We start from the raw sequence: 24680 nt of genomic DNA, 5'->3' as shown, positions 1-24680 counted from the left end.
GCGGCGTCAGAACTTGTAGTTCACGCCCGCGCGCACGACATTGGCGGTAAGGCCGCTCTTGTAGCCGATGCTGTCGTAGTAGTCTTCGCCGAGATCCATGTAGAGATACTCGGCCTTGACGGTCCAGTTGTTGGTGAAGGCGTACTCGACGCCGCCACCGACCGTCCAGCCAACCGCCGTCTTGTCCGAGGACAGGCCGAGATAGTTGTCCTTGAGCTCGGTGTGGCCCCAGGCGAGACCGCCGGTGACGTAGGGCAGCACATTGCCGAAGGCGTAGCCGAGGCGGGCGCGCACGGTGCCGAAATAGTCCATCTTGGACTCATAACCGGCGTAGGAATCCTTGATGTCCGAGCCTTGGAAATCGGCTTCGGCGCCCAGCACTACATTGTTGTCGAACTGGTAGTTCACGCCGATCTGGCCGCCGCCGAGGAAGCCCGAGGGGTCGAGGCCGATGATTTCCGCCCCACTTTCGCCCGAGCCCCAAGCATAGCCGGCATTGGCGCCGAGATAGAAGCCCGTCCAGGTGAACACCGGCTCGACCACCATCGGCGGAGCCTTGGTCGGGTAAGGCTGCGCGATGTCTGCGGCGAAGGCCGGGGCGGCGGCGAGAAGGGCGACCGCGGCAACGCCCGAGCAGATGATCTTCTTCATAGGGATACTCTCCGAAAGAACCTGAGAACCAGGGGAACGCATGCGTTTCGAAGAGTGAGGTAGAAGCCCAGCTTGGCATGTCGAGGGCTGGATTGGGGCAGGATCGCCGCAATTGCCGCCCCTCTCAGGGAGCATTGCCGGACCGAAACCGGGCAAAGCCCCATGACTGTTCGATTACATACCCGGAAGGGGCATTCACAGAACCGTGTAGACTGCAATATTTTCGCCATCATCCGACAAACATCGTCGAGCACTGTGGCTTCGATGTCACAAACACGACGGCCGCACCCTCGACAAGAAGGATGCGGCCGCTGGTTTTGTCCGCCGGTGGGAGGAGTCGCGCCGGTCAGAAGCGATAATTCACGCCGGCGCGCAGAATGTTGGCGGTGGTGCCGACATCGCGGGGACCGGCGATCGTCGCATAGGTCTCCTCGCCGAGGTCGACATACATGTACTCGCCCTTGACGCTCCAGTTGCGGTCGATGGCGTATTCGGCGCCGCCGCCGATGGTCCAGCCGAAATGATTGCGGTCGTTGGAAAGGCCGAGCCGCTCATAACTGCCGCCGCCATAGGCGAAGCCGCCCGTGCCATAGACCAGGAACTGGTCGAAGGCGAAGCCGAGGCGCGCCCGCACCGTGCCGAAATAGTCCAGCGTGAACACCGAGCTGGAAATGTCGGCATACTGGATGTCGGTCTCGACGCCGAGCACCAGCGGGCCGCTACCCTGCCAGTTATAGCCGGCCTGCAGGCCGCCGAGGAAGCCGTCGACATCCGGCGAATAGTCCGCCGTGCCCCAGCCATAGCCGGCATTGGCGCCGATATAGAAACCGGTCCAGGTGAACACCGGCATCGGCGCGTAGGCTTCCGTGGCCGGCGCGGGATAGGACAGGTCCGCCGCCGCCGCCGGCGCCGCCATCAGGGCGACAACCCCGAGGCCGGCAAAAATGCTGTTCTTCATGATCGTCTCCCAAATCTCGATTCCGGCCGCAGACCGGCGTGCAACCACCCTCGGCACCGAGATAAGTCTGACGACACGATAAATATATGTCCGAAACCGCGCCTTTGTTTGAAAGACTACATTATGGTTAACGAACGGTATACTGAGATATATACTCGAATACCGAACTCAATAATTTAGAAGCTTGAATCCGAAGCGAAAGCACCTTGCCGCAGAAGGTAGAAGATCGCCCGCTCGGTACAGGCATGGCTGAGGAGAGGCGACGTCGCCCGCATCAAAATACCGGACAAGGGGCAGACTCCGTCATCCACCCACCATCGGTTACCGTATCCTCAGTGAACGACGCCCGGTCCGATCGCCGGCCGCCCCGCAGCATCGCTCATTGGGATGAGATGACCGCCCCCGCTTCGCCTCCCCTGTCCTCGCCCGGCGCGCGTCCGCCGCGCCGTCCTGTCGCTCTCGTCACTGGCGGCGCGGTGCGCATCGGCCGCGCCATCAGCCTGCGCCTTGCGGCCGAGGGCTACGACATCGCGCTGCATGTGCGCCGCCCCGGCACCGCCGCCGAGGCGACTCGGGCGGCGCTGGAGGCCGCCGGCGCGCGGGTCTGCGTCATCGCCGCCGAACTCGCCGATGCCGGCGCGGTGGAGGGCCTCGTTCCCGCCGCGGTGGCGGGGCTCGGGCCGCTCGCCCTGCTGGTCAACAACGCCTCGGAATTCCATCCCGACACGGTCGGGTGCCTGGACCCAGCGCTGTGGGACCGGCACATGGCGGTCAATCTGCGCGCCCCGGTGTTCCTCGCCCGCGCCTTCGCGGCGCAACTGCCGGAGGGTGCACCGGGCGCCATCGTCAACCTCATCGACCAGCGGGTGCTGAAGCCGACACCCGCCTATTTCTCCTATGCCGTCGCCAAGGACGCCCTATGGGCGGCGACCAGGATGCTCGCGCAGGCCCTCGCCCCGCAGGTGCGCGTCAATGGCGTCGGCCCTGGCCCGACGCTCGCCAATGGCCGGCAGGACGGCGACGCCTTCGCCCGCCAGTCCGCCGCGGTGCTGCTGGGGCGCGGACCCGGCCCGCAGGAGATCGCCGAAGCGGTGGCCTATCTGGCGCGCGCAACCAGCGTCACCGGCCAGATGATCGCGGTCGATGGCGGCCAGCACCTTGCCTGGCGCACGGCGGATGTCGAGGACGACTGAGCCGCCATGCCCCGGAAGCCGGCGCCGCCGGCAGTCAGCGCCGCCGTGCGTCGCTCAGCGTGAACCAGCCGATGCTGATCATCACCAGCGCCGCGCCGGCGATTTCCGGCACGCTCGCGGTCTCGCCGAGAAAGAGCACGGCCAGCACCATCGTCGCCACCGGGCTCACCGTGCTGATCATCGAATTGGCCTGCGCCGAGATACGCTTGAGCGCCGCGTTCATCAGGAAGGTCGGCAGCACGGTGGCGCCGATGGCCACCAGCACCGCCAGCGTCAGCCCGTGCGGAGACACCATCAGCGCCTCCACCGGCCGCATCACCGCGAACTGGCCGATCGCCATGACCGAGGCGGAAATCATGGCGATGCAGGTGAAAAGGCCGGAACCGACCCGCTGCAGCAGCGAGCGGGCGCAGAGCTGGTAGAGCGCGAAGCTGACCGCCGCCAGCGTCACCAGCACCGCGCCCTTCACCACGTCCGAACCCATGGCGGCGACGTTCTGCAGGAAGATGAGCGCGAGCCCGCCATAGCTCACCGCGAAGGCGAGCATCGCCTTGGGCCGGATCGGCTGGGCGAACAGCAATGCCCCGAGCAGCGCCACATAGAGCGGATAGGTGAAGAGGATCAGCCGGCTGAACGAGGCGGAGATATATTGCAGCCCGGCGAAATCGAGATAGCTGGCCAGCCAGTAGCCCAGCGCCCCGACAAGGGCCGACTGCACCACCAGCCGGGCACCGGGCATCGGCTCGCCCCTCGCCCGCAGCCGCAGCAGCGCCACCGCGCCGATGACGAGGTAGAAGGGCAGCGAGAACGCCATGCGCAGCGCCAGCAGTGTCTCGGGATCGATTCCCTCGGCATAGGCGAGCTTGATGATGATGCCCTTGGAGGCGAACAGGATCGCGCCGCCGGCGCCGAAGGCGTAGCCGGTCAGGGGCAGAGGCGGATGGGATACGGCGTTGCCGGAGCTGGACATGGTCCGCTCCCTTAGACCCTTTTCCCGGCGCTGACATCGGGTGCCGGCGCATGGCCATCCGGCGCCCGATGCATTTTCGCGCCCTGTGCCGTGGCGGGAACACGCGCGCGCCCCCCTGTTCGCGGTCGCCGCGAATACGTATCTAGGGACCCATGATCGCCCGACCGACCCGCGACGCGCCCGACCTCGACGCCGACGATTCCGACATCGCCGAACTCGATCCGGACGAGGCCCTCCTTGCCGACCTGCCCGAGGAGGCGGAGCCCGCGCCGGGTTCCGTCGCCATGGGCCGCGCCGCCATTGCACGGGCGATCAAGCACGCGCCGAACGGCCCCGGCGTCTACCGCATGGTCGGCGAGGGCGGTGCCGTGCTCTATGTCGGCAAGGCCAAGAGTATCAAGCGGCGCATCGTCGCCTATACTCGCCCCACGGGGCTCACCGCCCGCATCATGCGCATGGTGGCGGCCACCATGGAGATGGAGTTCGTCTCCACCGGCACCGAGACCGAAGCGCTGCTGCTGGAGGCCAACCTCATCAAGCAGCTGCGCCCGCGCTTCAACGTGCTGCTGCGCGACGACAAGTCGTTTCCCTATATCCTCATCACCCGTGACCACGTCTCGCCGCAGATCACCAAGCACCGTGGCGCGCGCAACCGCCCGGGCGACTATTACGGCCCCTTCGCCTCGGTATGGGCGGTAAACCGCACCATCAACGCGCTGCAGAAGGCGTTCCTGGTGCGCTCCTGCTCGGACAGCTTCTACGAGGCCCGCACCCGGCCCTGCCTGCTGTTCCAGATCAAGCGCTGCGCCGGCCCCTGCACCGGCGAGGTCAGCCACACCGACTACGCCGAATATGTCCGCGAGGCGCGCGACTTCCTCTCGGGCCGCAGCAAGGCGGTGAAGGAGCAGCTTGCCCGCGAGATGGAAATCGCCGCGCAGGAGCTGGAATTCGAGCGCGCCGCCGCGCTGCGCGACCGTCTCGCCGCCCTCTCCGCGGTGCAGGGCACGCAGGGCATCAACCCGCGCTCGGTGGAGGAGGCGGACGTCTTCGCCATCCATCAGGAAGGCGGGGCGACCTGCGTGCAGGTGTTCTTCTTCCGCACCGGCCAGAACTGGGGCAACCACGCGCTGTATCCGCGCGCCGACCGGACGCTGGGGATCGGCGAGGTGCTGGAATCCTTCCTCGCCCAGTTCTACGAGGACAAGCCCTGCCCGCGCCTCGTGCTCATCAGCCACGACATCGCCGAGCGCGAACTGCTGGAGGAGGCGCTCTCCACCCGCGCCGGCCACCGCGTCGAGGTGGCGGCACCCAGGCGCGGCGAGAAGCGCGAACTGGTCGAGCACGCCCTGCAGAACGCCCGCGAGGCGCTCGGCCGCAAGCTGGCGGAAAGCGCCAGCCAGGCCCGGCTGCTGGAGGAACTCGCCCGCGCCTTCGACCTCAAGGCGCCGCCGGCGCGCATCGAGGTGTACGACAACAGCCACATCATGGGCTCTAACGCGGTCGGCGGCATGATCGTCGCCGGACCCGAGGGCTTCGCCAAGAGCCAGTACCGCAAGTTCAACATCCGCTCGACCGAGCTGACCCCCGGCGACGATTACGGCATGATGCGCGAGGTGCTGACCCGCCGCTTCGCGCGCCTGCTGAAGGAGAACCCGCGCGCTCTGTCGCCTCTCCCCGAGGGGGAAACCGCGCCGGACGTGGCCAACGTCCTTCCCCCGACCGATCCACCTGGCGTGCCGTCTCTCCCCGGCGGGGAAAGGGAAGGCGCCGAGGACGAAGGCTCCGACAGGGAAGCCTCCGCGACCTCTTCCGCCTGGCCCGACCTGCTGCTCATCGATGGCGGTCCCGGCCAGCTCAAGGCCGCGCGCGAGACCCTCGCCGGGCTCGGCGTCACCGACGTGCCGATGGTCGGCGTCGCCAAGGGCCCCGACCGCGACGCCGGCCGCGAAACCTTCTATATCGACGGCCGCGAGCCGTTCCGGCTGGAGCCGCGCGACCCGGTGCTGTATTTCGTGCAGCGCCTGCGCGACGAGGCGCACCGCTTCGCCATCGGCTCGCACCGCGCCCGCCGCAAGAAGGACATCACCCAGAGCGGCCTGCAGGAAATTCCCGGCATCGGGCCGACGCGCAAGCGCGCCCTGCTGCACCATTTCGGCACGCTGAAGGCGATCGAGCGCGCCTCGCTCGCCGATCTCGAAGGCGTTCCGGGAGTCAACGCGGCAACCGCGCGTGCCGTCTACGATTTCTTTCACGCCAAACCGACATGAACCGCCCCTCGGCCCGTCGGCGTCACGGGATGGCCACAGCGCTGCCGCATGGTGAAAGCGCCACAGGATCGCACACAGGCACCCGGACGCGATTGACGTTCGGGGTCGGCGTGTTTACCTGCCTGTGAAGGGAGCCGGCACAGCATGGTCGATGTCGCATCACAGCCGCAAACGCTACGGGAGCCGGTCAAGGTGACTCGCGGTCACGCCTTCTCTTTGCCCAACCTGCTCACCTATGGCCGCTGCGTGGCAGTGCCGCTGGTGGCCGCCTGCCTGTTCTGGTCGGATATTTTCGAGGGCGGGGTTTGGCTGCGCTGGGTGGCGCTCGCCATCTATGTCGTCGCCGCCGTCACCGATTTCTTCGACGGCTATCTCGCCCGCGCCTGGTCGCAGCAATCCGCCATCGGCCGCATGCTGGACCCGATCGCCGACAAGCTGCTGGTTTCCACCTCGCTGCTGATGCTGGCCTCCGACGGCACGATTCGCGGCTGGTCGCTATGGGCGGCGGTGGTGATCCTGTGCCGGGAACTGCTGGTCTCGGGCCTGCGCGAGTTTCTGGTCGAGCTGCGGGTCAGCGTACCTGTCACCCGGCTCGCCAAATGGAAGACCACGGCGCAGCTGGTGGCGGTGGCGGTGCTGCTCGCCGGCCCGGCCGCCGACAAGCTGGCGCCCGGCATCACCCTGTTCGGCATCGTGCTGCTGTGGATCGCGGCGCTGCTGACGCTCTATACCGGCTGGGACTATTTCCGTGCCGGCGCGCGCCATCTGATCGAGGACGACCGGTGAAGATCCTCTATTTCGCCTGGGTGCGCGAGCGCATCGGGATCGAGACGGAAGAGATCGATCTGCCGGAGGCGGTGCGCACCGTCGCCGACCTCGCCACTTTTCTCGGCACCCGCGGCGAGGGCTATGCCCACGCCTTCGAAAATCCGCGCATCGTGCGGGCCGCGCTCGACCGGCGGCACGCCCGGCCCGATGCACCGCTGGGCGCCGCCCGCGAAGTGGCCTTCTTCCCGCCCATGACGGGCGGCTGAACCCGCGAGGTGAGCATGTTCACCGTCCGCATACAGGCGCAGGATTTCGATGCGGCCACGGAAGCGTCGGCGCTGGCGCGCGGGCGCACCGATATCGGCGCCCTCGTCACCTTCGCCGGCCTGTGCCGGGCCCAGGACGCGCCGGGCGGCGCACCGCTTATCGCGCTGACGCTGGAGCACTATCCCGGCATGGCGGAAGAGGAGATCGGCCGTCTGGTCGAGCAAGCCCGCGCCCGCTGGCCGCTCGTCGGCGCCACGGTGATCCACCGCTATGGGCGCATGGTGCCGGGCGACAACATCGTTCTCGTCGTCACCGCCTCGGCCCACCGTACCGCCGCCTTCGAGGCCGCCGAATTCCTGATGGACTGGCTGAAGACCAGCGCCCCGTTCTGGAAGATGGAAGAGCGCGACGACGGCAACGGCTGGGTCGCCGCCAAGGACGATGACGACGCGGCGGCGGAGCGGTGGAACTAGATCGTGTCGCAGTGCCCGTCATCCCGGACGGCCGCAGGCCGATCCGGGATCGTTGGCAGATTGGGAAGCCATCCGGCTCTCCGCCCTGCGGCCGGGATGACGACGAAACAGCCGGACAAACGAAAAATGCCGGCCCTAAGGCCGGCATTTCCATTCTGCGATCTTTGCGACCCTCAGGCCGCCTTGGCCTTCTTCGGCTGCACCTCGGACATGTAGTCCTCCAGCAGCGCCGTGGTCACCGCGCCGGGCTGGAAGTGCTGGCCGGCGATCTCGGACACCGGCGTCACCTCGGCGGCGGTGCCGGTTATGAAGCACTCGTCGAAGCTCGGCAGTTCCTCCGGCATGATCGCCCGCTCCACCACCTCGAAGCCGCGACGCTTGGCCAGCGCCATCACCGTCTGGCGGGTGATGCCGTTCAGGAACGCGTCGGCCTCCGGCGTGTGGATCACCCCGTCCTTGACGAAGAAGACGTTGGCGCCGGTGCACTCGGCCACCCGGCCGCGCCAGTCCAGCATCAGCGCGTCGGCATAGCCCTCGCGCTCGGCGGCGTGCTTGGAGATAGTGCAGATCATGTAGAGCCCAGCGGCCTTGGAGGTCGAGGGCGCGGTCAGCGGGTCGGGACGGCGGTACTTCGCCATGCCGATGCGGATGCCCTTCAGCCGCTGCGCCGGGTCGAAATAGCTCGGCCATTCCCACGCCGCGATGGCGAGGTGAATCTGGTTGGCCTGCGCCGAAACGCCCATCATGTCCGAGCCGCGCCAGGCGACCGGGCGCAGATAGGCGTCGGTCAGCTTCTGCCGCGTCAGCAATTCGCGGCAGGCGGCGCTGATCTCGTCCTCGCTGTAGGGAATCTCGAAGTCGAGCAGCCGGGCGCTTTCCTTCAGCCGCGCCGTGTGCTCGTCGAGCTTGAAGATCTCGCCGCCATAGGCGCGCTCGCCTTCGAAGACGCAGCTGCCATAATGCAGCCCGTGGGTCAGTACATGAACCTGCGCGTCCTGCCAGGGCACGAAGGCGCCGTCATACCAGATCCAGCCGCTGCGTTTGTCGAAAGGTTCGCTCGCCATGGTAAGTCTCCCAACCGGGGCGCCGACGCGCCATGGGTGGCGCCGGAGCCCTCCTGTTCCTTCGGCATGTGGCCTCGGCCTGTTACACGAGAGCGCGACGCTTTGCCTCGCGGCCGAAGTCCCATTATCGTTCGCCGCTCCGAAGAGCGGGGTCGACACGATCCTGTTCCGGAGCGGATCGGTCGGTCACCCGAACGATCCTTTCGTTGAACGGGACATCTGAGTAACGATCATAACGAAAAAAGTCAACATGGCTGACATAAATGTCTCGCTGAATGCGCGCCCGGGCAAGAGCGACCCGGCCGCTGCCACGCGCCCGCCCGCTGCCGCGGAGGGCGAGCCGATGCTCGACCTGATCGAGCTCCTGTTCTTTGCCTACCGGAATTTCGTCAGCGATCCCGACGAGATACTGCATGGCTTCGGCTTCGGCCGCGCGCATCACCGCGTGCTGCATTTCGTCAATCGGCACCCCGGCATGCGCGTCACCGACCTGCTCGACATCCTGCGCATCACCAAGCAGAGCCTCGGCCGGGTGCTGCGGGAACTGGTCGATCAGGGCTTCATCGACAGCCGCGCCGGCGCTTCCGACCGCCGCCAGCGCCTGCTCTATCTGACGCCGAAGGGCGAGGAGCTGACGCGGGAATTCGTCGCCATCCAGTCCCGGCGCATCCAACGGGCGCTGGAGGAGAGCGGCACGGATTCGCGCGATCTCGTGCGCCGCTTTCTTGTCGCCATGATCGACCCCGAAGATCGCAGCCCGACGGAAAAGCTTATCGCCCGCGCCGATCAGGCGGTGGAGGCGCGCAGCCTCGTCCGCGGCCCCACGGCCGGCTGACGGGGGGAAACGCGATGCTCGACTCCAGCCGAAGCCCGGTTGCGGCTGCAAGGAACGCCCGCACCATGCCCGCCGACGACGCCTTCCATCTTCTCATCGTCGACGACGACCGGCGCATCCGCGACCTGCTGTCGCGCTTCCTCAGCGAGCACGGCTATCGGGTGACCACGGCGGAATCGGGCGGCGACGCCCGCGCGCGCCTCGCCGGCCTCACCTTCGACCTGCTCATCCTCGACGTGATGATGCCCGGCGAGACCGGCTTCGACCTCGCCCGCACCGTGCGCGAGACCTCGGCGGTGCCGATCCTCATGCTCACCGCGCGGTCCGATGCCGGCGACCGCATTGAGGGGCTGGAAATCGGCGCCGACGACTACCTCGCCAAGCCGTTCGAACCGCGCGAACTGCTGCTGCGGATCGGCAACATCATCAAGCGCTCGGCCACCCCGCCAGCGCAGGCGATCGAAACCGTACGCTTCGGCCCCTTCGCCTTCCATCTCGCGCGCGGCGAACTGACCCGCGAGGGCGATCCGGTACGTCTCACCGACCGCGAACGCGACATGCTGCGCGTGCTCGGCGAGGCGCCGGGCCAGACCGTGCCGCGCCAGGACCTGGTCGCGCCCGGCGTCGCCGCCGGTGACCGCGCGGTGGACGTGCAGGTCAACCGGCTGCGTCGCAAGATCGAGCGCGACCCGGCCAATCCCGCCTATGTGCAGACGGTGCGGGGCGTGGGCTACCGGCTGGTCGTCGCCCCTTGAGCGTGCTCGACACCAGCGTCGTCGGCGCCGCCCGCGCGCGGCTGCGCATGACCCAGCGGCGCATGCGCGAGAACAATGCCCGCTTCGGCGCGTGGTTCAACCGCATCATGCCGAAGGGGCTGTTCGCCCGTTCGCTCATCATCATCGTCACGCCGGTGGTGATCCTGCAGTCGGTGCTCGCCTTCGTCTTCATGGAGCGCCACTACAACACGGTCACGCGCCGCCTCTCGGCCGCGGTGTCGCAGGATATCGCCGCCGTCACCCAGCTTGCCGTCGCCTTCCCGACCGAGGAAGACCAGAACCGGATCAAGCGCATCGCGCAGATCTCCATGGGCCTCACCGTCGATTTCCTGCCCGGCGAGCGCCTGCCGCCGCCCGGCCCGAAGCCCTTCTTCTCCATCCTCGATTCGGCCTTCACCGGGGAGTTGGCGAAGCGGCTGCACCGGCCGTTCTGGACCGATACCGTCGGCAATTCGAACCTCATCGAGGTGCGAGTGCAGATGGACGGCATGGTGATTCGCGTGTTCGCCCGCCGCAGCCAGGCCTATCTGTCGAACTCGCACATCTTCCTGTTGTGGATGGTCGGCACCGCGCTGGTGCTGATGGCCGTCGCCATCCTGTTCCTGCGCAACCAGATCAAGCCGATCGAGGCGCTGGCCGACGCCGCCATCGCCTTCGGCAAGGGGCGCGACGTCGCCGGCTTCCGCCCGCGCGGCGCGCGCGAGGTGCGCGGCGCGGCGCTGGCCTTCCTTGAGATGAAGCGCCGCATCGAACGGCAGATCGAGCAGCGCACCACCATGCTGGCCGGCGTCAGCCACGACATGCGCACCATCCTCACCCGCTTCAAGCTGGAACTGGCGCTGTTCGGCGATTCCGCCGACACCGAGGCGCTGCGCAGGGATGTCGACGAATTGCAGAGCATGCTGGAGGCCTATCTCGCCTTCGCCCGCGAAGACGTCGGCGAGCCGCCGGTGGTGGCGGATGTGGCGCGGCTGATCGAGGAAGCGCGCGTCAACGCCGAGCGCCATGGCGCGAAGGTCACCGCCAGCTATACCGGCGACCCCATGGTCATGGTGCGGCTGGATGCGTTCCGCCGCTGCCTCGCCAATCTGGTCGGCAATGCCGGGCGCCATGGCTCGCGCATCGCGCTTAGCGGCACGCGCGACGAGCGCTGGCTCACCGTCGCCGTCGACGATGACGGGCCCGGCATCGCCCCCGCGCTGCGCGAGGACGTGTTCCGGCCGTTCTTCCGCCTCGACGAGGCGCGCAACCAGGATGCCGGCGGCTCGGGCCTCGGCCTGACCATCGCCCGCGACGCCGCCCGCGCCCATGGCGGCGACGTCATTCTCGGCGAGAGCCCGCTTGGCGGCCTGCGCGCGGCGATAAGGATACCGGTCTAGAGCCCGTCCGGTGAAAGCCGGGTTATCGGACGGGCTCCAGCCGTTTGTTTTTACGCATTTTCTTCACGCGAACCGGAACCCACTTCGCTCGAAAATGCTCTAGCAACGGCTCAGAACAGCCGAGCGCCGTTCGGCACGTCCTGGTCGGGCTTGAACAGAACCACCGCGCCATCCTCGTCCGGAAAGCCCAGCGTCAGCACTTCGGACATGATCGGCCCGATCTGGCGCGGGGGAAAATTCACCACCGCCGCCACCTGCCGCCCGATCAGGTCCTCGGCGGCATAGTGCACGGTGATCTGCGCCGACGACTTCTTGCAGCCGATATGCGGCCCGAAATCGATCACCAGCTTGATCGCCGGCTTGCGCGCCTCGGGAAAAGGCTCGGCCTGAATGATGGTGCCGACGCGGATGTCCACCTTGAGGAAATCGGCGATCGTGATCTGTTCGAGCGGCGCAAGACTCACGCGGGCCTCCTCACAACGGGCTCATCGCCATCGGGCGGGTCACGGCGGGCGCGCCGCAACACGTCCCGGGGCTGGCTACTGAAGCGGGCGTGCCGCCGCTGTCAAGCCGCCGCCGGCGCTTCGGGTGGCGTCGCCGGTCCCGGCGTCGGCTCGGCGCCCGCCGCCGGCCCGCGACGCCCGCGACGGCCGCGCGTGGCGAGGCACACCGCCCCCTCGATCAGGCCCAGCGCCCGCTCGCCCCGGGCCAGCTCGCGGTCGAGCACCGCCATGGTGCGGGCCAGCGCCGGGTCCTCGTCGGTCAGAAAAGTCTGCAGCACCCGGGCGAACACCAGCGCGAGGCCCTGCGCCCGCACCGCGCCCCTGAGGCCGGCAGTGTCGATCTTGGCCGCCGCCAGCATCCATTGCTGCGAGCGGACCGAAAGCTTGTTCACCGCCAGCGCGAAGAACGGGTTGCGGCGGGCCGATTCCGCCAGCGAGCGGATGGCGCCCTTGTGCGGCGCCAGCACGTCGAGCCGGCGCATCAGCACGTCGAACAGCCGGTCGCGCGCCGGCTGGTCGTCCATGTCGTCGCCGGTGTCGGCGAGCACCCGGGCGTCGACATCCCGCAGGAAGGCCGCCAGCATGTCGAAGGTGGAGCCGAACGACGCGCGCAGTTCGGCGAGGGAAAGCTTGGCCTCGTCGGCCACGTCGCCCAGGCTGATGCGCTCGAACGGCTTGCGCGCCAGCAGCGTGGTGAAGCTGTCGAGCGCGAGGGTGCGGGCTTCGGACGGCTTGTCGGCGTTCGCCTTCGTTCCCGGAGAGCGTGCCATGATGACCTCCTGTGCTGAACGGTGCCCCACCTCTACTTAAGGCGCGCCCTCGCCGAGGAGAAGACCCTGCCGGCCGGACGCATGCCGTTCAACGCACAAATGCGGCAGCGCCGCTCAGCTGGCGAGTTCACGCGAGCGCCGCGCCGCGGCCGCCACCGCCTCGGCCAGCAGCGGGCCGAAGCCCTTTTCCTCGTCCATCAGCACGGCAAGCGCCGCCGCCGTCGTGCCATTGGGCGAGGTGACGTTGCGGCGCAGCTGCGCCGGGTCGATGCCGGTGCGCAGCATCAGTTCACCGGCGCCCGCCACGGTGGCCTGTGCCAGCCGGCCGGCCATGTCGGCCGGCAGCCCCGCCTCCGCGCCCGCCGCGGCCAGCGCCTCGGCCAGCAGGAACACATAGGCCGGGCCGGAGCCGGAGACGGCGGTGGCGACGTCGATCAGCGCCTCGTCCTCGACCCATTCGACCCCGCCAGTGGCGCGCAGCAGCGCGTCGGCAATGGCCATCTGCTCCGGCGTCACCTCGGCGTTCGGCACCGCCACGGTGACGCCCCGCCCGATCGCCGCCGGCGTGTTGGGAATGGAGCGCACCACGGCGGTCGCCGGCGCGAAGAAGGATTCGAGGAAGCCGAGCGTGCGCCCGGCCATCACCGACACGACCAGCGTGTGCGGCCCCGCCAGCGGCGCCACCCGGGCCAGCACGTCGGGCGCCACCTGCGGCTTCACCGCCACCAGCATCACGGCCGGCGGGCCGCCATTGAGCGGGTTGAGCGCGATGCCGCGCGCCTCGATCATCGCCGCGACTTCGGGCGGCGGGCCGGGATCGATCACCGCCGCCATCGCCGGGTCGAGCCCGAGGCCGAGCCAGCCTTCCAGCATGGCGCCGCCCATCTTGCCGGCGCCGACGAGCAGCACCCGGCCGGGAATATCGGAAAGTGTGGCCATGATCGAACCCCCCTGCCCGCGCGGCACCGCGCGCCGTCACCGTGCTTTAGTGCCGGCCCCGCGCGCCCTTGGCAATGGGAGGATCGATCCTGACCGGGTCCTCAGGCCTCGCCGACGGTCTCGAACAGGGTCGCGTCCATCGCCTCACGCGCGGTCTTGCCGGCCCAGACGACGAACTGGAAGGCGGGGAAATAGCGTTCCACCGCCTCGATGGCGCATTCCATCAGCACCTCGCACTGGCGGTCGGTCGCTTCCGCGCCGGCCAGCAGCAGGGCGTGGCGGAACATGATCACGCCTTCCTTCGACCAGAGGTCGAAATGGCCGACCCACATCTGTTCGTTGATCAGCGAGAGCAGGCGCAGCACCTCGGTCTTGCGCTTCTCCGGCACCTTCAAGTCGAAGGCGCAGGCAATGTGCAGCGCCTCGACCTCGTCCATCCACTGGAACGAGACGTGGCAGTCGGTCCAGCGGCCTTCGAGCGAGATGGTGATCTCGTCGTCGGCCGACCGTTCGAACGCCCATTCGTTGAGCGCAGCCATGCGCTCGACCAGGTCGAGGGGGTTGAGGCGGGTATCGGTCTCGAAGTCACTAGTATAGGTCATGCTCGACCTCGCGAGGGTGGACGCGGAGGGGGTCGAACGCACGCAACGCGCAGGGTCTACCGACAAGCCGTTCAGGAATCGAACGAATCGCCGCCTCGCCAACTATATCGCGCTGAATCCGTACCTCGCTACGACCGTTGTACCATGGTCCGCGGAAAAACCGACCACGGCGAAAATTGACTGTCCGAATCTTGTCGCGGGATTCGCCCCGGCCCGGCAAGCGCCGTGGCCGCGCATCCACAAGGGTTACGCGCGAAATCGTCAGCCGAGCGAATCTGGCGGGTCGATCGTCGCCTCGAGCTTGGCCTCGCGGGCCTCCAGCGCGGCGATGCGGGCGGCAAGCCGCTCATTCTCTTCGCGGGCGGCGGCGGCGAGTTCCTTCACCGTCTCGAATTCCTCGCGGGTCACCACGTCGAGTTCGCGCAGGACGCGCTCGGCCTGCGCGCGCATCACGCCTTCCGCCTCGCGCCGTACCCCGGTGGCGACGCCGGCCACATCGTTCATCAGCTTGGCGAAATCGTCGAAAATTCGGCCGCTGGTCTGGGTCATGGTCATCTCCCGACTGAGGCCGGTACAGAGCCGTGCCTTTGCCGAGACAATGGGGCGCCGGCGCGGCGATCGCAAGGGGAGCCGGGCCGCCCGGCAGGCCACGCATTGCAACCTCACGCCTTGATCCCGTCACGCAACGGGGGCAAAGCGGAGCCTGCCTGCTCGCGCACGCGCCGGCATTCGGCCGCGTGTCCTCCCCGCCGAGATTTTCATGCCCATGCTCGCCCCGCCGCTCTTCGCCCTGCCGTTCCCGAACATCGACCCGGTTCTGATCGAGCTGGGTCCCTTCGCCATACGCTGGTACGCCCTCGCCTATATTGGCGGCCTGCTGTTCGGCTGGTGGATGGCCAAGCGGCTGTGCGCCCGGCCGGCGCTGTGGGGCGGGCGCTCACCGATCCAGCCCGAGGAGTTCGATGATGCGGTGGTGTGGATCGCGGTCGGCGTCATCCTCGGCGGGCGCATCGGCTATGTGCTGTTCTACAATCTGCCCTATTACGCCGCGAACCCGTGGGAGGCGTTCACCCTCTGGCATGGCGGCATGGCCTTCCATGGCGGCTTTCTCGGCTCCATCCTCGCCATGTACCTGTTCTGCCGGCGGCGCGCCCTGCCTTTCGTGTCGATGCTCGACATCGCCGCCACCGTGGTGCCGGTGGGGCTGTTCCTCGGCCGGCTGGCCAATTTCATCAATGGCGAATTGTGGGGCCGCCCCACCGATGTCGCCTGGGCCTTCGTCTTCCCCCATGGCGGGCCGGAGCCGCGCCATCCGAGCCAGCTCTACGAGGCCGGACTGGAGGGGCTGGCGATCTTCATCATCTTGCAGATCGCGGTACGGGCCGGCGCGCTGGTGCGGCCGGGCACGGTCGCCGGCATGTTCGTCTTCCTCTATGGCTGCGCCCGCATCTTCGTGGAATTTTTCCGCGAGCCCGACCCGCAGCTCGGCTATCTCGCCGGCGGCTGGCTGACCATGGGTATGCTGCTGTCATTGCCGATGCTGGCTCTGGGAAGCTGGCTGGTCTGGCACGCCCGCCGCCGTCCGCCCCCGGGCGCCGACGCGGCATGACGGCGCTGGCGCAAACACTCACCCGCCAGATCGCGCTCACCGGGCCGATCACCGTGGCGGACTATATGGAACAGTGCCTGTTCCACCCGACGCTCGGCTACTACACCACGCGCGAGCCGTTCGGCGCCACGGGTGACTTCGTCACCGCGCCCGAGATCAGCCAGATGTTCGGCGAACTGCTCGGCCTGTGGGCGGCAGAGACGTGGCTGCGCCTCGGCTCCCCTTCGCCCTTCGTCCTCGCCGAGCTCGGCCCCGGGCGCGGCACGATGATGGCCGACATGCTGCGCGCCACCGCCCGCGTCCCCGGCTTCCACGCGGCGGCATGGGTGGTGCTGGTGGAGGCCTCGCCCCGGCTGCGCGCGAAGCAGGCCGAAACGCTATCCGCCCACTCCGTCGAATGGGTGGAGCGGATCGAAGCCCTGCCGCCCGGCCCGCTGATCGCGCTCGCCAACGAATTCGTCGACGCACTGCCGATCCGGCAGTTCCTGCGCGTGCCCGAGGGCATCGCCGAGCGCATGGTCGGTCTCGACGATCGGGGCCGCCTCGCCTTCGGCCTGCGTCCCGGCGCCCGGCTCGATGCCCGCGCCGAGACCCGCCTTGCCGCCGCCCCGCCCGGTGCGCTCATCGAAATCTGCCCGCTCGGCCTCTCCATCGCGGAAAAGCTCGGCGCCCGCATCGCCGCCTCCGGCGGCGCGGCGCTGCTGGTCGACTATGGCCACGCCGGAGGTTTTGGCGACACGTTGCAGGCCCTCTACCGGCACGCCTATGACGATGTGCTGGCCCATCCGGGCGAAGCCGACCTCACCGCCCATGTCGATTTCGCCGCCCTCGCCCGCGCGGCACGGGGAGCCGGCGCGCGTGTGTTCGGCCCGATCGGACAGGGCGCGCTGCTGGAGCGCCTCGGCCTCGACGAGCGCGCCTTCCGGCTGAAGCGCGCCGCGAACGAGGCCGACCGCGAGATGGTCGAGACCGCGCGCCTGCGCCTCGCCGGGCCGGACGAAGGCCAGATGGGCGCCCTCTTCAAGGCGCTCGCCCTGGTGCATCCTGCGCTGGACATGGTGGCCGGATTCGCCCCCTCCGAGGCATTCGAGGACATCTCCGCATGAAGGTTGAATCTCCTGCCCTGAAGGCGCTGCCGGGCATCCGCCACGCCTTCTTCACCCGCGAAGGTGGGATCTCGCAGGGTATCTATGCCGGCCTCAATGGCGGCACCGGCTCGCGCGACGACCCCGCCCATGTCGCGGAGAACCGCGCCCGCATGGAAGCCGCGCTCGATGTGCCGGCCGGGCACCTGCTCACCGCCTGGCAGGTCCATTCGCCCGATTGCGTCGTCGCCGACCGGCTCTGGGACGAGCGCCCCAAGGCCGATGCGGTGGCCACCGCCACCCCCGGCCTTGCCGCCGCCGTCACCATCGCCGATTGCGGGCCGGTGCTGTTCGCCGACCCGGAGGCCCGCGTCGTCGGCGCCGCCCATGCCGGCTGGAAGGGCGCGGTCGGCGGCGTGCTGGACGCCACCCTCGCCCGGATGGAGGAACTCGGCGCCCGGCGCGCGCGCATCGTCGCCGCCATCGGCCCGCTGATCCGGCAGCAGAGCTACGAGGTCGGGCCGGATTTCATCGCCACGCTGTCGGGCCTCGACCTCGCCAATGAGCGCTTCTTCATTCCCTCGGCGCGGCCGGACCACGCCCTGTTCGACCTGCCCGGCTACATCGCCGCGCGGCTTGCGGGGCTCGGCGTCGGCACCATCGACGATCTCGGCCTCGACACCTATGCCGACGAGGCGCGCTTCTACTCCTATCGCCGCTCGACCCATCGCGGCGAACCGGACTACGGTCGGCTGATCGCCGCCATCACCCTGGTGTGAGCTTTGCCATGACGCTGCATTTCACCGGGCCGGAATTCGAGCGCCGCAGGCAGCGCCTGCTCGCGGTGATGGCGGAGCAGCGCCTCGACGGGCTGCTGATGTTCCAGCAGGAATCGATGTACTGGCTCACCGGCTACGACACGTTCGGCTTCTGCTTCTTCCAGTCGCTCTGGCTCGGCGCCGACGGGCGGCTCGCTCTGCTCACCCGCTCGGCGGATCTGCGGCAGGCGCAGCACACCTCGCTGATCGAGGACATCCGCGTCTGGACCGACCGCGCCGACGCCACGCCGCAGCAGCAGTTGCGGGCCATGGTGGCGGAGCTGGGCGGCACAGGTGGCCGCATCGGCGTGGAATATGAGAGCTACGGCCTCACCGCCGCCAACGGCAAAAGGCTCGACGCGGCGTTCGACGGCGTCGCCACGCTCATCGACGCCTCGCAGATGGTCGACCGGCTGCGGGCGGTGAAGTCGCCGGCGGAAATCCTCTATGCCCGACAGGCGGGCAAGCTGGCGCTGGCCGCGCGCGAGGCGGCGCTTGCCACCGTCGCCCCCGGCGTCGACGAGGGCGAGGTGCTCGCCGCCATGCAGGGCGCCATCTTCCGCGGCGGCGGCGACTATCCCGCCAACGAGTTCATCATCGGCTCCGGCACCGATGCCCTGCTCTGCCGCTACAAGAGCGGGCGGCGGGTGCTGGGGGAGGACGACCAGCTCACCCTCGAATGGGCCGGCGCCTTTCGCCACTACCATGCGGCGATGATGGAGACGGTCGTCATCGGCCCGCCGCGCGACCGGCACCTGGAGCTGTTCGCGGCGGCGAAGCAGGCGCTGGAGGCCTGCGCCCACGTCATGGTGCCCGGCCGCACCGCCGGCGAGGTCTTCGCCGCCCACGCCCATGTGATGGACGGCCACGGGCTTTCGAGCCACCGGCTGGCGGCCTGCGGCTATTCGCTCGGCGCCAAGTTCACCCCCTCCTGGATGGACCCGCCGATGTTCTACGCCGGGAATCCCTGGGTGCTGGAGGCCGGCATGGTGCTGTTCGCCCACATGATCCTGATGGACAGCGATACCGGCACGGCGATGTGCCTCGGGCGCACCTACCTCGTTGGCGTTAACGGTAACGAGTGCTTAACGCCGGCGCCTCTGGACCTGATCGTTAATTAGTCTTAACCATTCCCCGTCCGTCGGCGACGGTCGCGAATCCGCGTCGGCGGAGATACGCGGCGCGACCGGCACGCAGGGAATGGTTCATGCTCGATCGCCTTCGCCGCCAGTTGGGCCGATGCCCTGGAAGCCGACGCCCGAGCAGCCGACACCTGCCGACGACCGCGATCCTGCTTGCCGCCCTTGCCCTCGGCGCCTGCCAGACCAATGGCAACAGGCCGGTCGCCGCGACGTCGATATCCTCCGGCACCAAGACCATCGCCTTCGAATCCATCGACGGCCCGCCGGAGCCGGTGTTCGACCGGCTGGTGGCCAACCTCACCACCGAGGCGAAGGCGCGGCAGCTTCCGGTCGTCTCGCGCGAATCCTCCGCCGCCTACCGCGTGCGCGGCTACCTCGCCGCCAGCGTCGCCGATGGCAAGGGCGAGGTGGACTGGGTGTGGGACGTGTTCGACGCCGACAGCGACCGCGTGCTGCGCGTCGCCGGCCGCGAGAAGCTCGGTCCCGGCAAGGATGTATGGGACAAGCTCGACGACGCGACGGTGCAGCGCATCGCCGCGCAGAGCCTTGACGAGATTTCGACCCGCCTCGCCGGTGGCGTCCCCGCCGCCGGTGCGTCGTCCGCCACCGCACCCGAACTCGACCCCGCGGATGCGCCGCCGGTGATGCCGGGCGACGGCCCCGTCGTCGCCGGCGCGGGTTCCGACGACATACCGGCCGATGTCGTTGCGGAAGCCCCGCCGACGGGCGATTCCACCCGCGCGCTCACCTTCGCCGCCCACCCCTGATGGGCGCACACCACCTATGCGGCCACGCCTAGGGACAAGCGGGCGATGCACGGCTTTGGAAGCTTTACAGGCCGGGCCGGCCCGCCTATCAGGTCAGCGCGACGGCTGTACGACGGTCGGGCGGTAGGGTTACGGCTGGGAGCACGCCGGAATGTCTCAGAATAACGGTTCGATCAAACTCGTCGCCGGCAACGCAAATCGTCCGCTGGCGGAGGCGATCGGGGCGTATCTCCGCACGCCGATGACCAAGGCCGTGGTCCGCCGCTTCGCGGACATGGAGATCTTCGTCGAAATCCAGGAAAACGTGCGCGGCAAGGACGTCTTCGTCCTGCAGTCCACCTCTTTCCCCACCAACGACCACCTGATGGAGTTGCTCATCATCACCGATGCGCTGCGCCGCTCCTCGGCCCGCCGCATCACCGCCGTGCTGCCCTATTTCGGCTATGCCCGGCAGGACCGGCGCTCCTCCGGCCGCACGCCGATTTCCGCCAAGCTGGTGGCCAATCTGATCACCCATGCCGGCGCCGACCGCGTGCTCACCGTCGACCTGCATGCCGGGCAGATCCAGGGCTTCTTCGACATCCCGACCGACAACCTGTTCTCGGCCCCGGTGATGGTGGCGGACATCAAGTCCCGCTTCGACCTGTCCGACATCACCGTGGTGTCGCCGGATGTCGGCGGCGTGGTCCGCGCCCGCGCGCTGGCCAAGCGCATCGACGCCCAGCTCGCCATCGTCGACAAGCGCCGCGAGCGCCCGGGCGAGAGCGAGGTGATGAACGTCATCGGCGATGTCGAGGGCAAGCGCTGCATCCTGGTCGACGACATCATCGATTCCGGTGGCACGCTGGTGAACGCCGCCGATGCGCTGCTGGCGCGCGGCGCCACCGAGGTTCACGCCTACATCACCCATGGCGTGCTGTCGGGCGGCGCGGTCTCGCGCGTCACCGCCTCCAACCTCAAGGAACTGGTGATCACCGACTCGATCCAGCCGACCGAGGCGGTGCGGGTGGCGCGCAACATCCGCGTCGTCTCGATCGCCAGCCTGCTGGCCGAGGCCATCGGGCGCACCGCGCACGAGGAAAGCGTCTCCAGCCTGTTCGACTGAGCGCCGTGCCGCCGTGAAGACAGGCGCGCCGCGACGCGATGGTGCGCTGCGCCATTTTCATTCCACAGTTCCGCCGCAGGCTGCCCGCTCGCTCAACGATCCGGACCACCCCATGCTGCGCCCCCTCCCGTCGCGCCCTTCGTCGTCGCGCCTCTCCGGGATTCGCCTTGCCGCGCCCCTCGCACGCCTGTCGCTGCTGGTGGCCGGCCTTGCCTTGGCCCAGCCGGCCGGAGCGCAGTCCATTGGCGCGGTGACCAAACCGAACCTGCCGGACCCGTGGCACGGCGTCATCATCATCACGCCGCATGACGCGGATTCGCCCTATGAGGCGGCCCATCGCGCCGCCGAGGCGGCGACGACCGTCGCCGACCAGCCCGAGGCCGAAACGCCGGCGGTCGAGCCGTTCGACCCTGAACGGGAAGCGGGCGCCATGCCCTCGCTCTGGGAGACCATCGATCTCGGCCTCGGCGACATCCCCACTGAGCCCGAGCCGGAGACGCCCAAGCCCTATCAGCTCCTGCCCGAGCGCGAGGCGCCGGTGAAGCGCGCGCGCGCGCAACTGCCGACCCGGATGGAGCTGCGGCAGGGAGCGGCGAGCCTCTCCGTCTCCTCCAGCGCCAGCGCCACCGCGCCGGCCTCCGGGGCGCTGGCCACCACCAGCACCAGCGGCAGCGGCGAGATCAAGGGCCGCGTCGGGCTGGAGCAGGACAATCTGACCGTCTACAGCACCGGCACGCTCGGCGCCTCGGCCAGCCCCGGCGCGGCCGCGATCTATGACAATGTCGCGGTCGGCAGCACCTATTCGGTGCCGCTGGCCCCGCTCGGCCTCGGGCAGGAGAAGCTCGGCGCCAGCGTCGAGGTGAACAACGTCCAGGCCGTCACCACCGGGGTCGAGCTGCGCGCGCCGGTGGGGTCCTATGAGCGATTCATCTCGGTGCAGCGCTCGATCAGCCCCGATTCCGTCGGCAGCGGCATCGTCAAGGCGGGCGTCCTCGGCAAGTTCTGAGCCGCCCGGCGCATGGCCAACATTGCCGTTCAAGGCTTTTGCTGCTATGAGCCCGCCCGGTCCCGGCCTTTCCGCACCCCTGGAGGCGCGCCGAGACCCTGACCGTACCAAGCCTGACGGAACGGGCCGCGCGAGCGGCCTCGTTCGTTTGCAACCATTGAGGACAACAATGACCGCCATCAAGGAACTGAAGGCGCAGGCGCGCACGAAGGTCGGCAAGGGGGCCGCTCGTGCTGAACGCCGCGCCGGTCGCGTGCCCGCCGTCATCTATGGCGACGGCAAGGCCCCCGTCGGCATCACGCTCGACCATGTCGAGATCAACAAGATCATCTATGCCGGCCACTTCCTCACCACGCTGTTCAACGTCGATGTGAACGGCGAGAAGCACCGCGTCATCCCGCGCGACTACCAGCTCGACGTGGTGAAGGACTTCCCGCTGCACATCGACTTCCTGCGCGTCGCCGTCGGCGCCAGCCTGTCGGTCGACGTGCCGGTGCACTTCCTCAACGCCGACACCGCGCCGGCGATCAAGCAGGGCGGCACGCTGAACATTGTCAGCCACACCGTTGCGCTGAACGTGCCGGCGGACGCCATTCCCGACGCCATCGAGGTCGACCTCACCGACTACAATTTCGGCGACTCGATCCACCTCTCGGCGATCAAGCTGCCGGCGGGCGTGACCTGGGCCGGTCATGGCGACGACACCCTGGCCACCATCACCGCGCCGTCGGGTCTTAAGGAGGCGGAGGCGGATGAGGCCGCAGCCGCTGCCGCGGACGCTGCCAAGGCCTGATCCTTGGGACGGCTGATCCGGGCCGGCGCCGCGGGTGCCGGCCGACCGAAGCTGCGAGGAGAGCCGGAAGTCCGCTTCCGGCTCTTGTCGTTTCTCAGTTCCCTCTGAGCCAGCAGGAGACGCGCGGTGCTGCTGTTCACCGGGCTCGGCAATCCCGGGTCGAAATATGCCGGCAACCGGCACAATATCGGCTTCATGGCGGTAGACGCCATCGCCCGCCGGCACCGCTTCTCACCCTGGCGGCGGCGCTTCCAGGGCGCGGCCTGCGAGGGCGAGATCGAGGGCCAGAAAATTCTCGCGCTGCTGCCCGAAACCTACATGAACGAGAGCGGCCGCGCGGTCGCGGAAGCGCAGCGCTTCTACAAGATCGAACTGCGCGACCTCTTCGTCTTCCATGACGAGCTCGACCTGCCGCCCGCCAAGATCCGCTACAAGGTCGGCGGCGGCAATGCCGGGCATAACGGCCTGCGCTCCATCACCGCCCATTGCGGCAACGACTATGCCCGCATCCGCCTCGGCATCGGTCATCCCGGCGACAAGGCGCTGGTGCACCATTATGTGCTGAGCGACTTCGCCAAGGCCGAGCGCGACTGGGTGGAGGCGGTGTGCGAGGGCTGCGCCGATCTTGCCGGCCTGCTCGCCACCCACCGGCTGGACGAGTTCCAGAACCGGCTGCACCTGTTTCTGGAAGCACGCGGCTTCGGGCCGGCGGAAAAACCCGCCAGGAAGCCCGGCTGAACGGCTCTCCCCGCGCCCTCCCCGGCGCACCGCTCACTTGCACTCGCCCGCCATCTTGCCTAACCACGGCGGCAACCGTTCCTCTCGATCGAGCATCGCACCATGGGCTTCAAATGCGGCATTGTCGGCCTGCCCAACGTCGGCAAGTCGACCCTCTTCAACGCGCTGACGCAGACCGCGGCGGCGCAGGCGGCGAACTACCCGTTCTGCACCATCGAGCCCAATGTCGGCGACGTGGCGGTGCCCGATCCGCGGCTGGAGACGCTGGCGAAGATCGCCGGCTCGCAGCAGATCATCCCCACCCGCCTCACCTTCGTCGACATTGCCGGCCTGGTGCGCGGCGCCTCCAAGGGCGAAGGACTCGGCAACCAGTTCCTCGCCAATATCCGCGAATGCGACGCCATCGCCCATGTGGTGCGCTGCTTCGAGGATTCCGACGTCACCCATGTCGAGGGCAAGCTGGCGCCGATCTCCGACATCGAGACCATCGAGACCGAGCTGATGCTGGCCGACCTCGAAAGCCTGGAGAAGCGCGCCGGCGCCCTGGAGAAGAGGGCCAAGGGCGGCGACAAGGAAGCCAAGGAAAGCCTTGAGCTGATGACCCGCGCCCTCGTGCTGCTGCGCGAGGGCAAGCCGGCGCGCCTCGTCGAGGTGAAGCCGGAGGAGGAGAAGGCGTTCCGCATGCTCGGCCTGCTCTCCTCCAAGCCGGTGCTCTATGTCTGCAATGTCGAGGAAGCCTCGGCCAAGAACGGCAACGCGCTTTCCGCCGAGGTGTTCGCGCTGGCGAAGAAGGAAGACGCCAAGGCGGTGGTGGTCTCGGCCAAGATCGAGAGCGAGATCGCCGTGCTGCCGGCGGACGAGCAGAAGGACTATCTGGAGGCCATCGACCTTGAGGAGCCCGGTCTCAACCGGATCATCCGCACCGGCTACGAGCTTCTGAAGCTGGTCACCTATTTCACCGTCGGCCCCAAGGAGGCCCGCGCCTGGACCATCACCGCCGGCACCAAGGCGCCGGGCGCGGCGGGCGTGATCCATTCCGATTTCGAGAAGGGCTTCATCCGTGCCGAGACCATCGCCTTCGACGATTACGTCAAGGGCAATGGCGAGGCGGGGGCACGCGACGCCGGGCGGCTGCGGCTGGAAGGCAAGGAATATGTCGTCGCCGATGGCGACGTGCTGCATTTCCGCTTCAACACCTGAGC

27 protein-coding genes are annotated in these 24680 nt (G+C 68.5%); 18 read left to right on the top strand and 9 right to left on the bottom strand.

Annotation, left to right across the window (positions count from 1 at the left end; genetic code table 11):
- Positions 1-6 precede the first annotated feature (6 nt).
- Together KHC23_RS09035 and KHC23_RS09030 are read right to left on the bottom strand one after the other, a co-directional pair.
- Positions 7-651: an outer membrane protein gene (locus tag KHC23_RS09035; protein WP_213371662.1), complete on the bottom strand. Its 645-nt coding sequence runs from the start codon at positions 649-651 to the stop codon at positions 7-9.
- 346 nt (positions 652-997) lie between these two features.
- Positions 998-1609, bottom strand: coding sequence for an outer membrane protein (locus KHC23_RS09030; RefSeq protein WP_213371660.1), 612 nt, complete (start codon positions 1607-1609; stop codon positions 998-1000).
- 392 nt (positions 1610-2001) lie between these two features.
- On the opposite strand from KHC23_RS09030, the gene KHC23_RS09025 reads away from it, so the two are divergent.
- Positions 2002-2802, top strand: coding sequence for an SDR family oxidoreductase (locus KHC23_RS09025; protein ID WP_213371659.1), 801 nt, complete (start codon positions 2002-2004; stop codon positions 2800-2802).
- 34 nt (positions 2803-2836) lie between these two features.
- Here KHC23_RS09025 and KHC23_RS09020 read toward each other — a convergent pair whose 3' ends face one another.
- Positions 2837-3772 carry a DMT family transporter gene (locus KHC23_RS09020; protein ID WP_213371657.1) on the bottom strand — a complete coding sequence of 312 codons (936 nt, stop codon included), beginning with the start codon at positions 3770-3772 and terminating at the stop codon, positions 2837-2839.
- 152 nt (positions 3773-3924) lie between these two features.
- On the opposite strand from KHC23_RS09020, the gene uvrC reads away from it, so the two are divergent.
- From uvrC to KHC23_RS09000, 4 genes are all read left to right on the top strand, one after another.
- Positions 3925-6039, top strand: coding sequence for an excinuclease ABC subunit UvrC (gene uvrC, locus KHC23_RS09015; protein ID WP_213371655.1), 2115 nt, complete (start codon positions 3925-3927; stop codon positions 6037-6039).
- Positions 6040-6231: 192 nt separating this feature from the next.
- The gene (gene pgsA, locus KHC23_RS09010; protein ID WP_213371653.1) at positions 6232-6825 is read left to right on the top strand and encodes a CDP-diacylglycerol--glycerol-3-phosphate 3-phosphatidyltransferase; all 594 of its coding nucleotides are present in this window, start codon (positions 6232-6234) and stop codon (positions 6823-6825) included.
- Entirely contained in the window at positions 6822-7073 is a 252-nt protein-coding gene (moaD, locus tag KHC23_RS09005) for a molybdopterin converting factor subunit 1 (RefSeq protein WP_213371651.1), read from the top strand. The genes pgsA and moaD overlap by 4 nt, the downstream gene beginning before the upstream one ends.
- A gap of 15 nt (positions 7074-7088) precedes the next feature.
- The gene (locus KHC23_RS09000; RefSeq protein ID WP_213371649.1) at positions 7089-7547 is read left to right on the top strand and encodes a molybdenum cofactor biosynthesis protein MoaE; all 459 of its coding nucleotides are present in this window, start codon (positions 7089-7091) and stop codon (positions 7545-7547) included.
- 173 nt (positions 7548-7720) lie between these two features.
- Here KHC23_RS09000 and KHC23_RS08995 read toward each other — a convergent pair whose 3' ends face one another.
- Positions 7721-8611, bottom strand: coding sequence for a branched-chain amino acid aminotransferase (locus KHC23_RS08995; RefSeq protein ID WP_213371647.1), 891 nt, complete (start codon positions 8609-8611; stop codon positions 7721-7723).
- 250 nt (positions 8612-8861) lie between these two features.
- Between KHC23_RS08995 and KHC23_RS08990 the strand changes: the two genes are divergently transcribed.
- The 3 genes from KHC23_RS08990 to KHC23_RS08980 are packed head-to-tail and all read left to right on the top strand — an operon-like array spanning position 8862 to position 11601.
- On the top strand, positions 8862-9446 hold the full coding sequence (locus KHC23_RS08990; protein ID WP_213371645.1) for a MarR family winged helix-turn-helix transcriptional regulator: 585 nt from the start codon (positions 8862-8864) through the stop codon (positions 9444-9446).
- 14 nt (positions 9447-9460) lie between these two features.
- Positions 9461-10201, top strand: a complete 741-nt coding sequence (locus tag KHC23_RS08985) for a response regulator (protein ID WP_271188602.1) — start codon at positions 9461-9463, stop codon at positions 10199-10201.
- Positions 10198-11601, top strand: a complete 1404-nt coding sequence (locus KHC23_RS08980; protein ID WP_213371641.1) for an ATP-binding protein — start codon at positions 10198-10200, stop codon at positions 11599-11601. Before KHC23_RS08985 ends, KHC23_RS08980 begins: the two co-directional genes overlap by 4 nt.
- Positions 11602-11711: 110 nt before the next feature.
- Here KHC23_RS08980 and KHC23_RS08975 read toward each other — a convergent pair whose 3' ends face one another.
- From KHC23_RS08975 to KHC23_RS08955, 5 genes are all read right to left on the bottom strand, one after another.
- Positions 11712-12065, bottom strand: coding sequence for a tRNA-binding protein (locus KHC23_RS08975; RefSeq protein WP_213371639.1), 354 nt, complete (start codon positions 12063-12065; stop codon positions 11712-11714).
- A 101-nt stretch (positions 12066-12166) separates the two neighbouring features.
- Positions 12167-12874, bottom strand: coding sequence for a TetR/AcrR family transcriptional regulator (locus KHC23_RS08970; RefSeq protein ID WP_213371637.1), 708 nt, complete (start codon positions 12872-12874; stop codon positions 12167-12169).
- Between the two features lie 114 nt (positions 12875-12988).
- The gene (proC, locus tag KHC23_RS08965; RefSeq protein ID WP_213371635.1) at positions 12989-13813 is read right to left on the bottom strand and encodes a pyrroline-5-carboxylate reductase; all 825 of its coding nucleotides are present in this window, start codon (positions 13811-13813) and stop codon (positions 12989-12991) included.
- A 101-nt stretch (positions 13814-13914) separates the two neighbouring features.
- A complete protein-coding gene (locus KHC23_RS08960) occupies positions 13915-14415 on the bottom strand; it encodes a type III secretion system chaperone family protein (protein ID WP_213371633.1) in 501 nt (166 codons plus the stop codon).
- Between the two features lie 261 nt (positions 14416-14676).
- Positions 14677-14964: an accessory factor UbiK family protein gene (locus tag KHC23_RS08955; RefSeq protein WP_213371631.1), complete on the bottom strand. Its 288-nt coding sequence runs from the start codon at positions 14962-14964 to the stop codon at positions 14677-14679.
- A gap of 211 nt (positions 14965-15175) precedes the next feature.
- Between KHC23_RS08955 and lgt the strand changes: the two genes are divergently transcribed.
- The 10 genes from lgt to ychF all read left to right on the top strand — a co-directional run bounded on the left by lgt (position 15176) and on the right by ychF (position 24678).
- Complete coding sequence (gene lgt / locus KHC23_RS08950) at positions 15176-16024, top strand: prolipoprotein diacylglyceryl transferase (protein ID WP_213371629.1); 849 nt, start codon at positions 15176-15178, stop codon at positions 16022-16024.
- Positions 16021-17130: a class I SAM-dependent methyltransferase gene (locus tag KHC23_RS08945; protein WP_213371627.1), complete on the top strand. Its 1110-nt coding sequence runs from the start codon at positions 16021-16023 to the stop codon at positions 17128-17130. The genes lgt and KHC23_RS08945 overlap by 4 nt, the downstream gene beginning before the upstream one ends.
- Positions 17127-17888, top strand: a complete 762-nt coding sequence (gene pgeF / locus KHC23_RS08940; protein ID WP_213371625.1) for a peptidoglycan editing factor PgeF — start codon at positions 17127-17129, stop codon at positions 17886-17888. The genes KHC23_RS08945 and pgeF overlap by 4 nt, the downstream gene beginning before the upstream one ends.
- Positions 17889-17896: 8 nt before the next feature.
- Positions 17897-19048, top strand: coding sequence for a M24 family metallopeptidase (locus tag KHC23_RS08935; protein ID WP_213371623.1), 1152 nt, complete (start codon positions 17897-17899; stop codon positions 19046-19048).
- An 86-nt stretch (positions 19049-19134) separates the two neighbouring features.
- On the top strand, positions 19135-19836 hold the full coding sequence (locus tag KHC23_RS08930) for a hypothetical protein (protein ID WP_246544486.1): 702 nt from the start codon (positions 19135-19137) through the stop codon (positions 19834-19836).
- A gap of 151 nt (positions 19837-19987) precedes the next feature.
- A complete protein-coding gene (locus KHC23_RS08925) occupies positions 19988-20941 on the top strand; it encodes a ribose-phosphate pyrophosphokinase (protein WP_213371621.1) in 954 nt (317 codons plus the stop codon).
- Positions 20942-21053: 112 nt separating this feature from the next.
- Positions 21054-21947 carry a hypothetical protein gene (locus tag KHC23_RS08920; RefSeq protein ID WP_213371619.1) on the top strand — a complete coding sequence of 298 codons (894 nt, stop codon included), beginning with the start codon at positions 21054-21056 and terminating at the stop codon, positions 21945-21947.
- 169 nt (positions 21948-22116) lie between these two features.
- Positions 22117-22740 carry a 50S ribosomal protein L25/general stress protein Ctc gene (locus KHC23_RS08915; protein ID WP_213371617.1) on the top strand — a complete coding sequence of 208 codons (624 nt, stop codon included), beginning with the start codon at positions 22117-22119 and terminating at the stop codon, positions 22738-22740.
- A gap of 126 nt (positions 22741-22866) precedes the next feature.
- Positions 22867-23478: an aminoacyl-tRNA hydrolase gene (gene pth / locus KHC23_RS08910; RefSeq protein ID WP_213371615.1), complete on the top strand. Its 612-nt coding sequence runs from the start codon at positions 22867-22869 to the stop codon at positions 23476-23478.
- 102 nt (positions 23479-23580) lie between these two features.
- A complete protein-coding gene (gene ychF / locus KHC23_RS08905; RefSeq protein WP_213371613.1) occupies positions 23581-24678 on the top strand; it encodes a redox-regulated ATPase YchF in 1098 nt (365 codons plus the stop codon).
- The last annotated feature ends 2 nt before the right edge of the window (positions 24679-24680 follow it).

Source organism: Ancylobacter dichloromethanicus, assembly GCF_018390645.1.
GTDB classification, from domain to species: Bacteria; Pseudomonadota; Alphaproteobacteria; order Rhizobiales; family Xanthobacteraceae; genus Ancylobacter; species Ancylobacter dichloromethanicus.
Note: the sequence above shows the minus strand (reverse complement) of the source record. Positions and strands in the feature narration are given on the sequence as shown.

Coding starts and splice junctions, on each gene's coding strand:
- lgt (WP_213371629.1), top strand. CDS start 15,176: ATGCCCATGCTCGCCCCGCCGCTCTTCGCCCTGCCGTTCCCGAACATC.
- KHC23_RS09030 (WP_213371660.1), bottom strand. CDS start 1,609: ATGAAGAACAGCATTTTTGCCGGCCTCGGGGTTGTCGCCCTGATGGCG.
- KHC23_RS08925 (WP_213371621.1), top strand. CDS start 19,988: ATGTCTCAGAATAACGGTTCGATCAAACTCGTCGCCGGCAACGCAAAT.
- KHC23_RS09000 (WP_213371649.1), top strand. CDS start 7,089: ATGTTCACCGTCCGCATACAGGCGCAGGATTTCGATGCGGCCACGGAA.
- KHC23_RS08915 (WP_213371617.1), top strand. CDS start 22,117: ATGACCGCCATCAAGGAACTGAAGGCGCAGGCGCGCACGAAGGTCGGC.
- KHC23_RS09035 (WP_213371662.1), bottom strand. CDS start 651: ATGAAGAAGATCATCTGCTCGGGCGTTGCCGCGGTCGCCCTTCTCGCC.
- KHC23_RS08995 (WP_213371647.1), bottom strand. CDS start 8,611: ATGGCGAGCGAACCTTTCGACAAACGCAGCGGCTGGATCTGGTATGAC.
- KHC23_RS08990 (WP_213371645.1), top strand. CDS start 8,862: ATGGCTGACATAAATGTCTCGCTGAATGCGCGCCCGGGCAAGAGCGAC.
- ychF (WP_213371613.1), top strand. CDS start 23,581: ATGGGCTTCAAATGCGGCATTGTCGGCCTGCCCAACGTCGGCAAGTCG.
- proC (WP_213371635.1), bottom strand. CDS start 13,813: ATGGCCACACTTTCCGATATTCCCGGCCGGGTGCTGCTCGTCGGCGCC.
- uvrC (WP_213371655.1), top strand. CDS start 3,925: ATGATCGCCCGACCGACCCGCGACGCGCCCGACCTCGACGCCGACGAT.
- KHC23_RS08935 (WP_213371623.1), top strand. CDS start 17,897: ATGACGCTGCATTTCACCGGGCCGGAATTCGAGCGCCGCAGGCAGCGC.
- KHC23_RS08955 (WP_213371631.1), bottom strand. CDS start 14,964: ATGACCCAGACCAGCGGCCGAATTTTCGACGATTTCGCCAAGCTGATG.
- KHC23_RS08920 (WP_213371619.1), top strand. CDS start 21,054: ATGCTGCGCCCCCTCCCGTCGCGCCCTTCGTCGTCGCGCCTCTCCGGG.
- KHC23_RS09025 (WP_213371659.1), top strand. CDS start 2,002: ATGACCGCCCCCGCTTCGCCTCCCCTGTCCTCGCCCGGCGCGCGTCCG.
- KHC23_RS08945 (WP_213371627.1), top strand. CDS start 16,021: ATGACGGCGCTGGCGCAAACACTCACCCGCCAGATCGCGCTCACCGGG.
- pgeF (WP_213371625.1), top strand. CDS start 17,127: ATGAAGGTTGAATCTCCTGCCCTGAAGGCGCTGCCGGGCATCCGCCAC.
- KHC23_RS09020 (WP_213371657.1), bottom strand. CDS start 3,772: ATGTCCAGCTCCGGCAACGCCGTATCCCATCCGCCTCTGCCCCTGACC.
- KHC23_RS08970 (WP_213371637.1), bottom strand. CDS start 12,874: ATGGCACGCTCTCCGGGAACGAAGGCGAACGCCGACAAGCCGTCCGAA.
- KHC23_RS08930 (WP_246544486.1), top strand. CDS start 19,135: ATGCTCGATCGCCTTCGCCGCCAGTTGGGCCGATGCCCTGGAAGCCGA.
- KHC23_RS08960 (WP_213371633.1), bottom strand. CDS start 14,415: ATGACCTATACTAGTGACTTCGAGACCGATACCCGCCTCAACCCCCTC.
- KHC23_RS08985 (WP_271188602.1), top strand. CDS start 9,461: ATGCTCGACTCCAGCCGAAGCCCGGTTGCGGCTGCAAGGAACGCCCGC.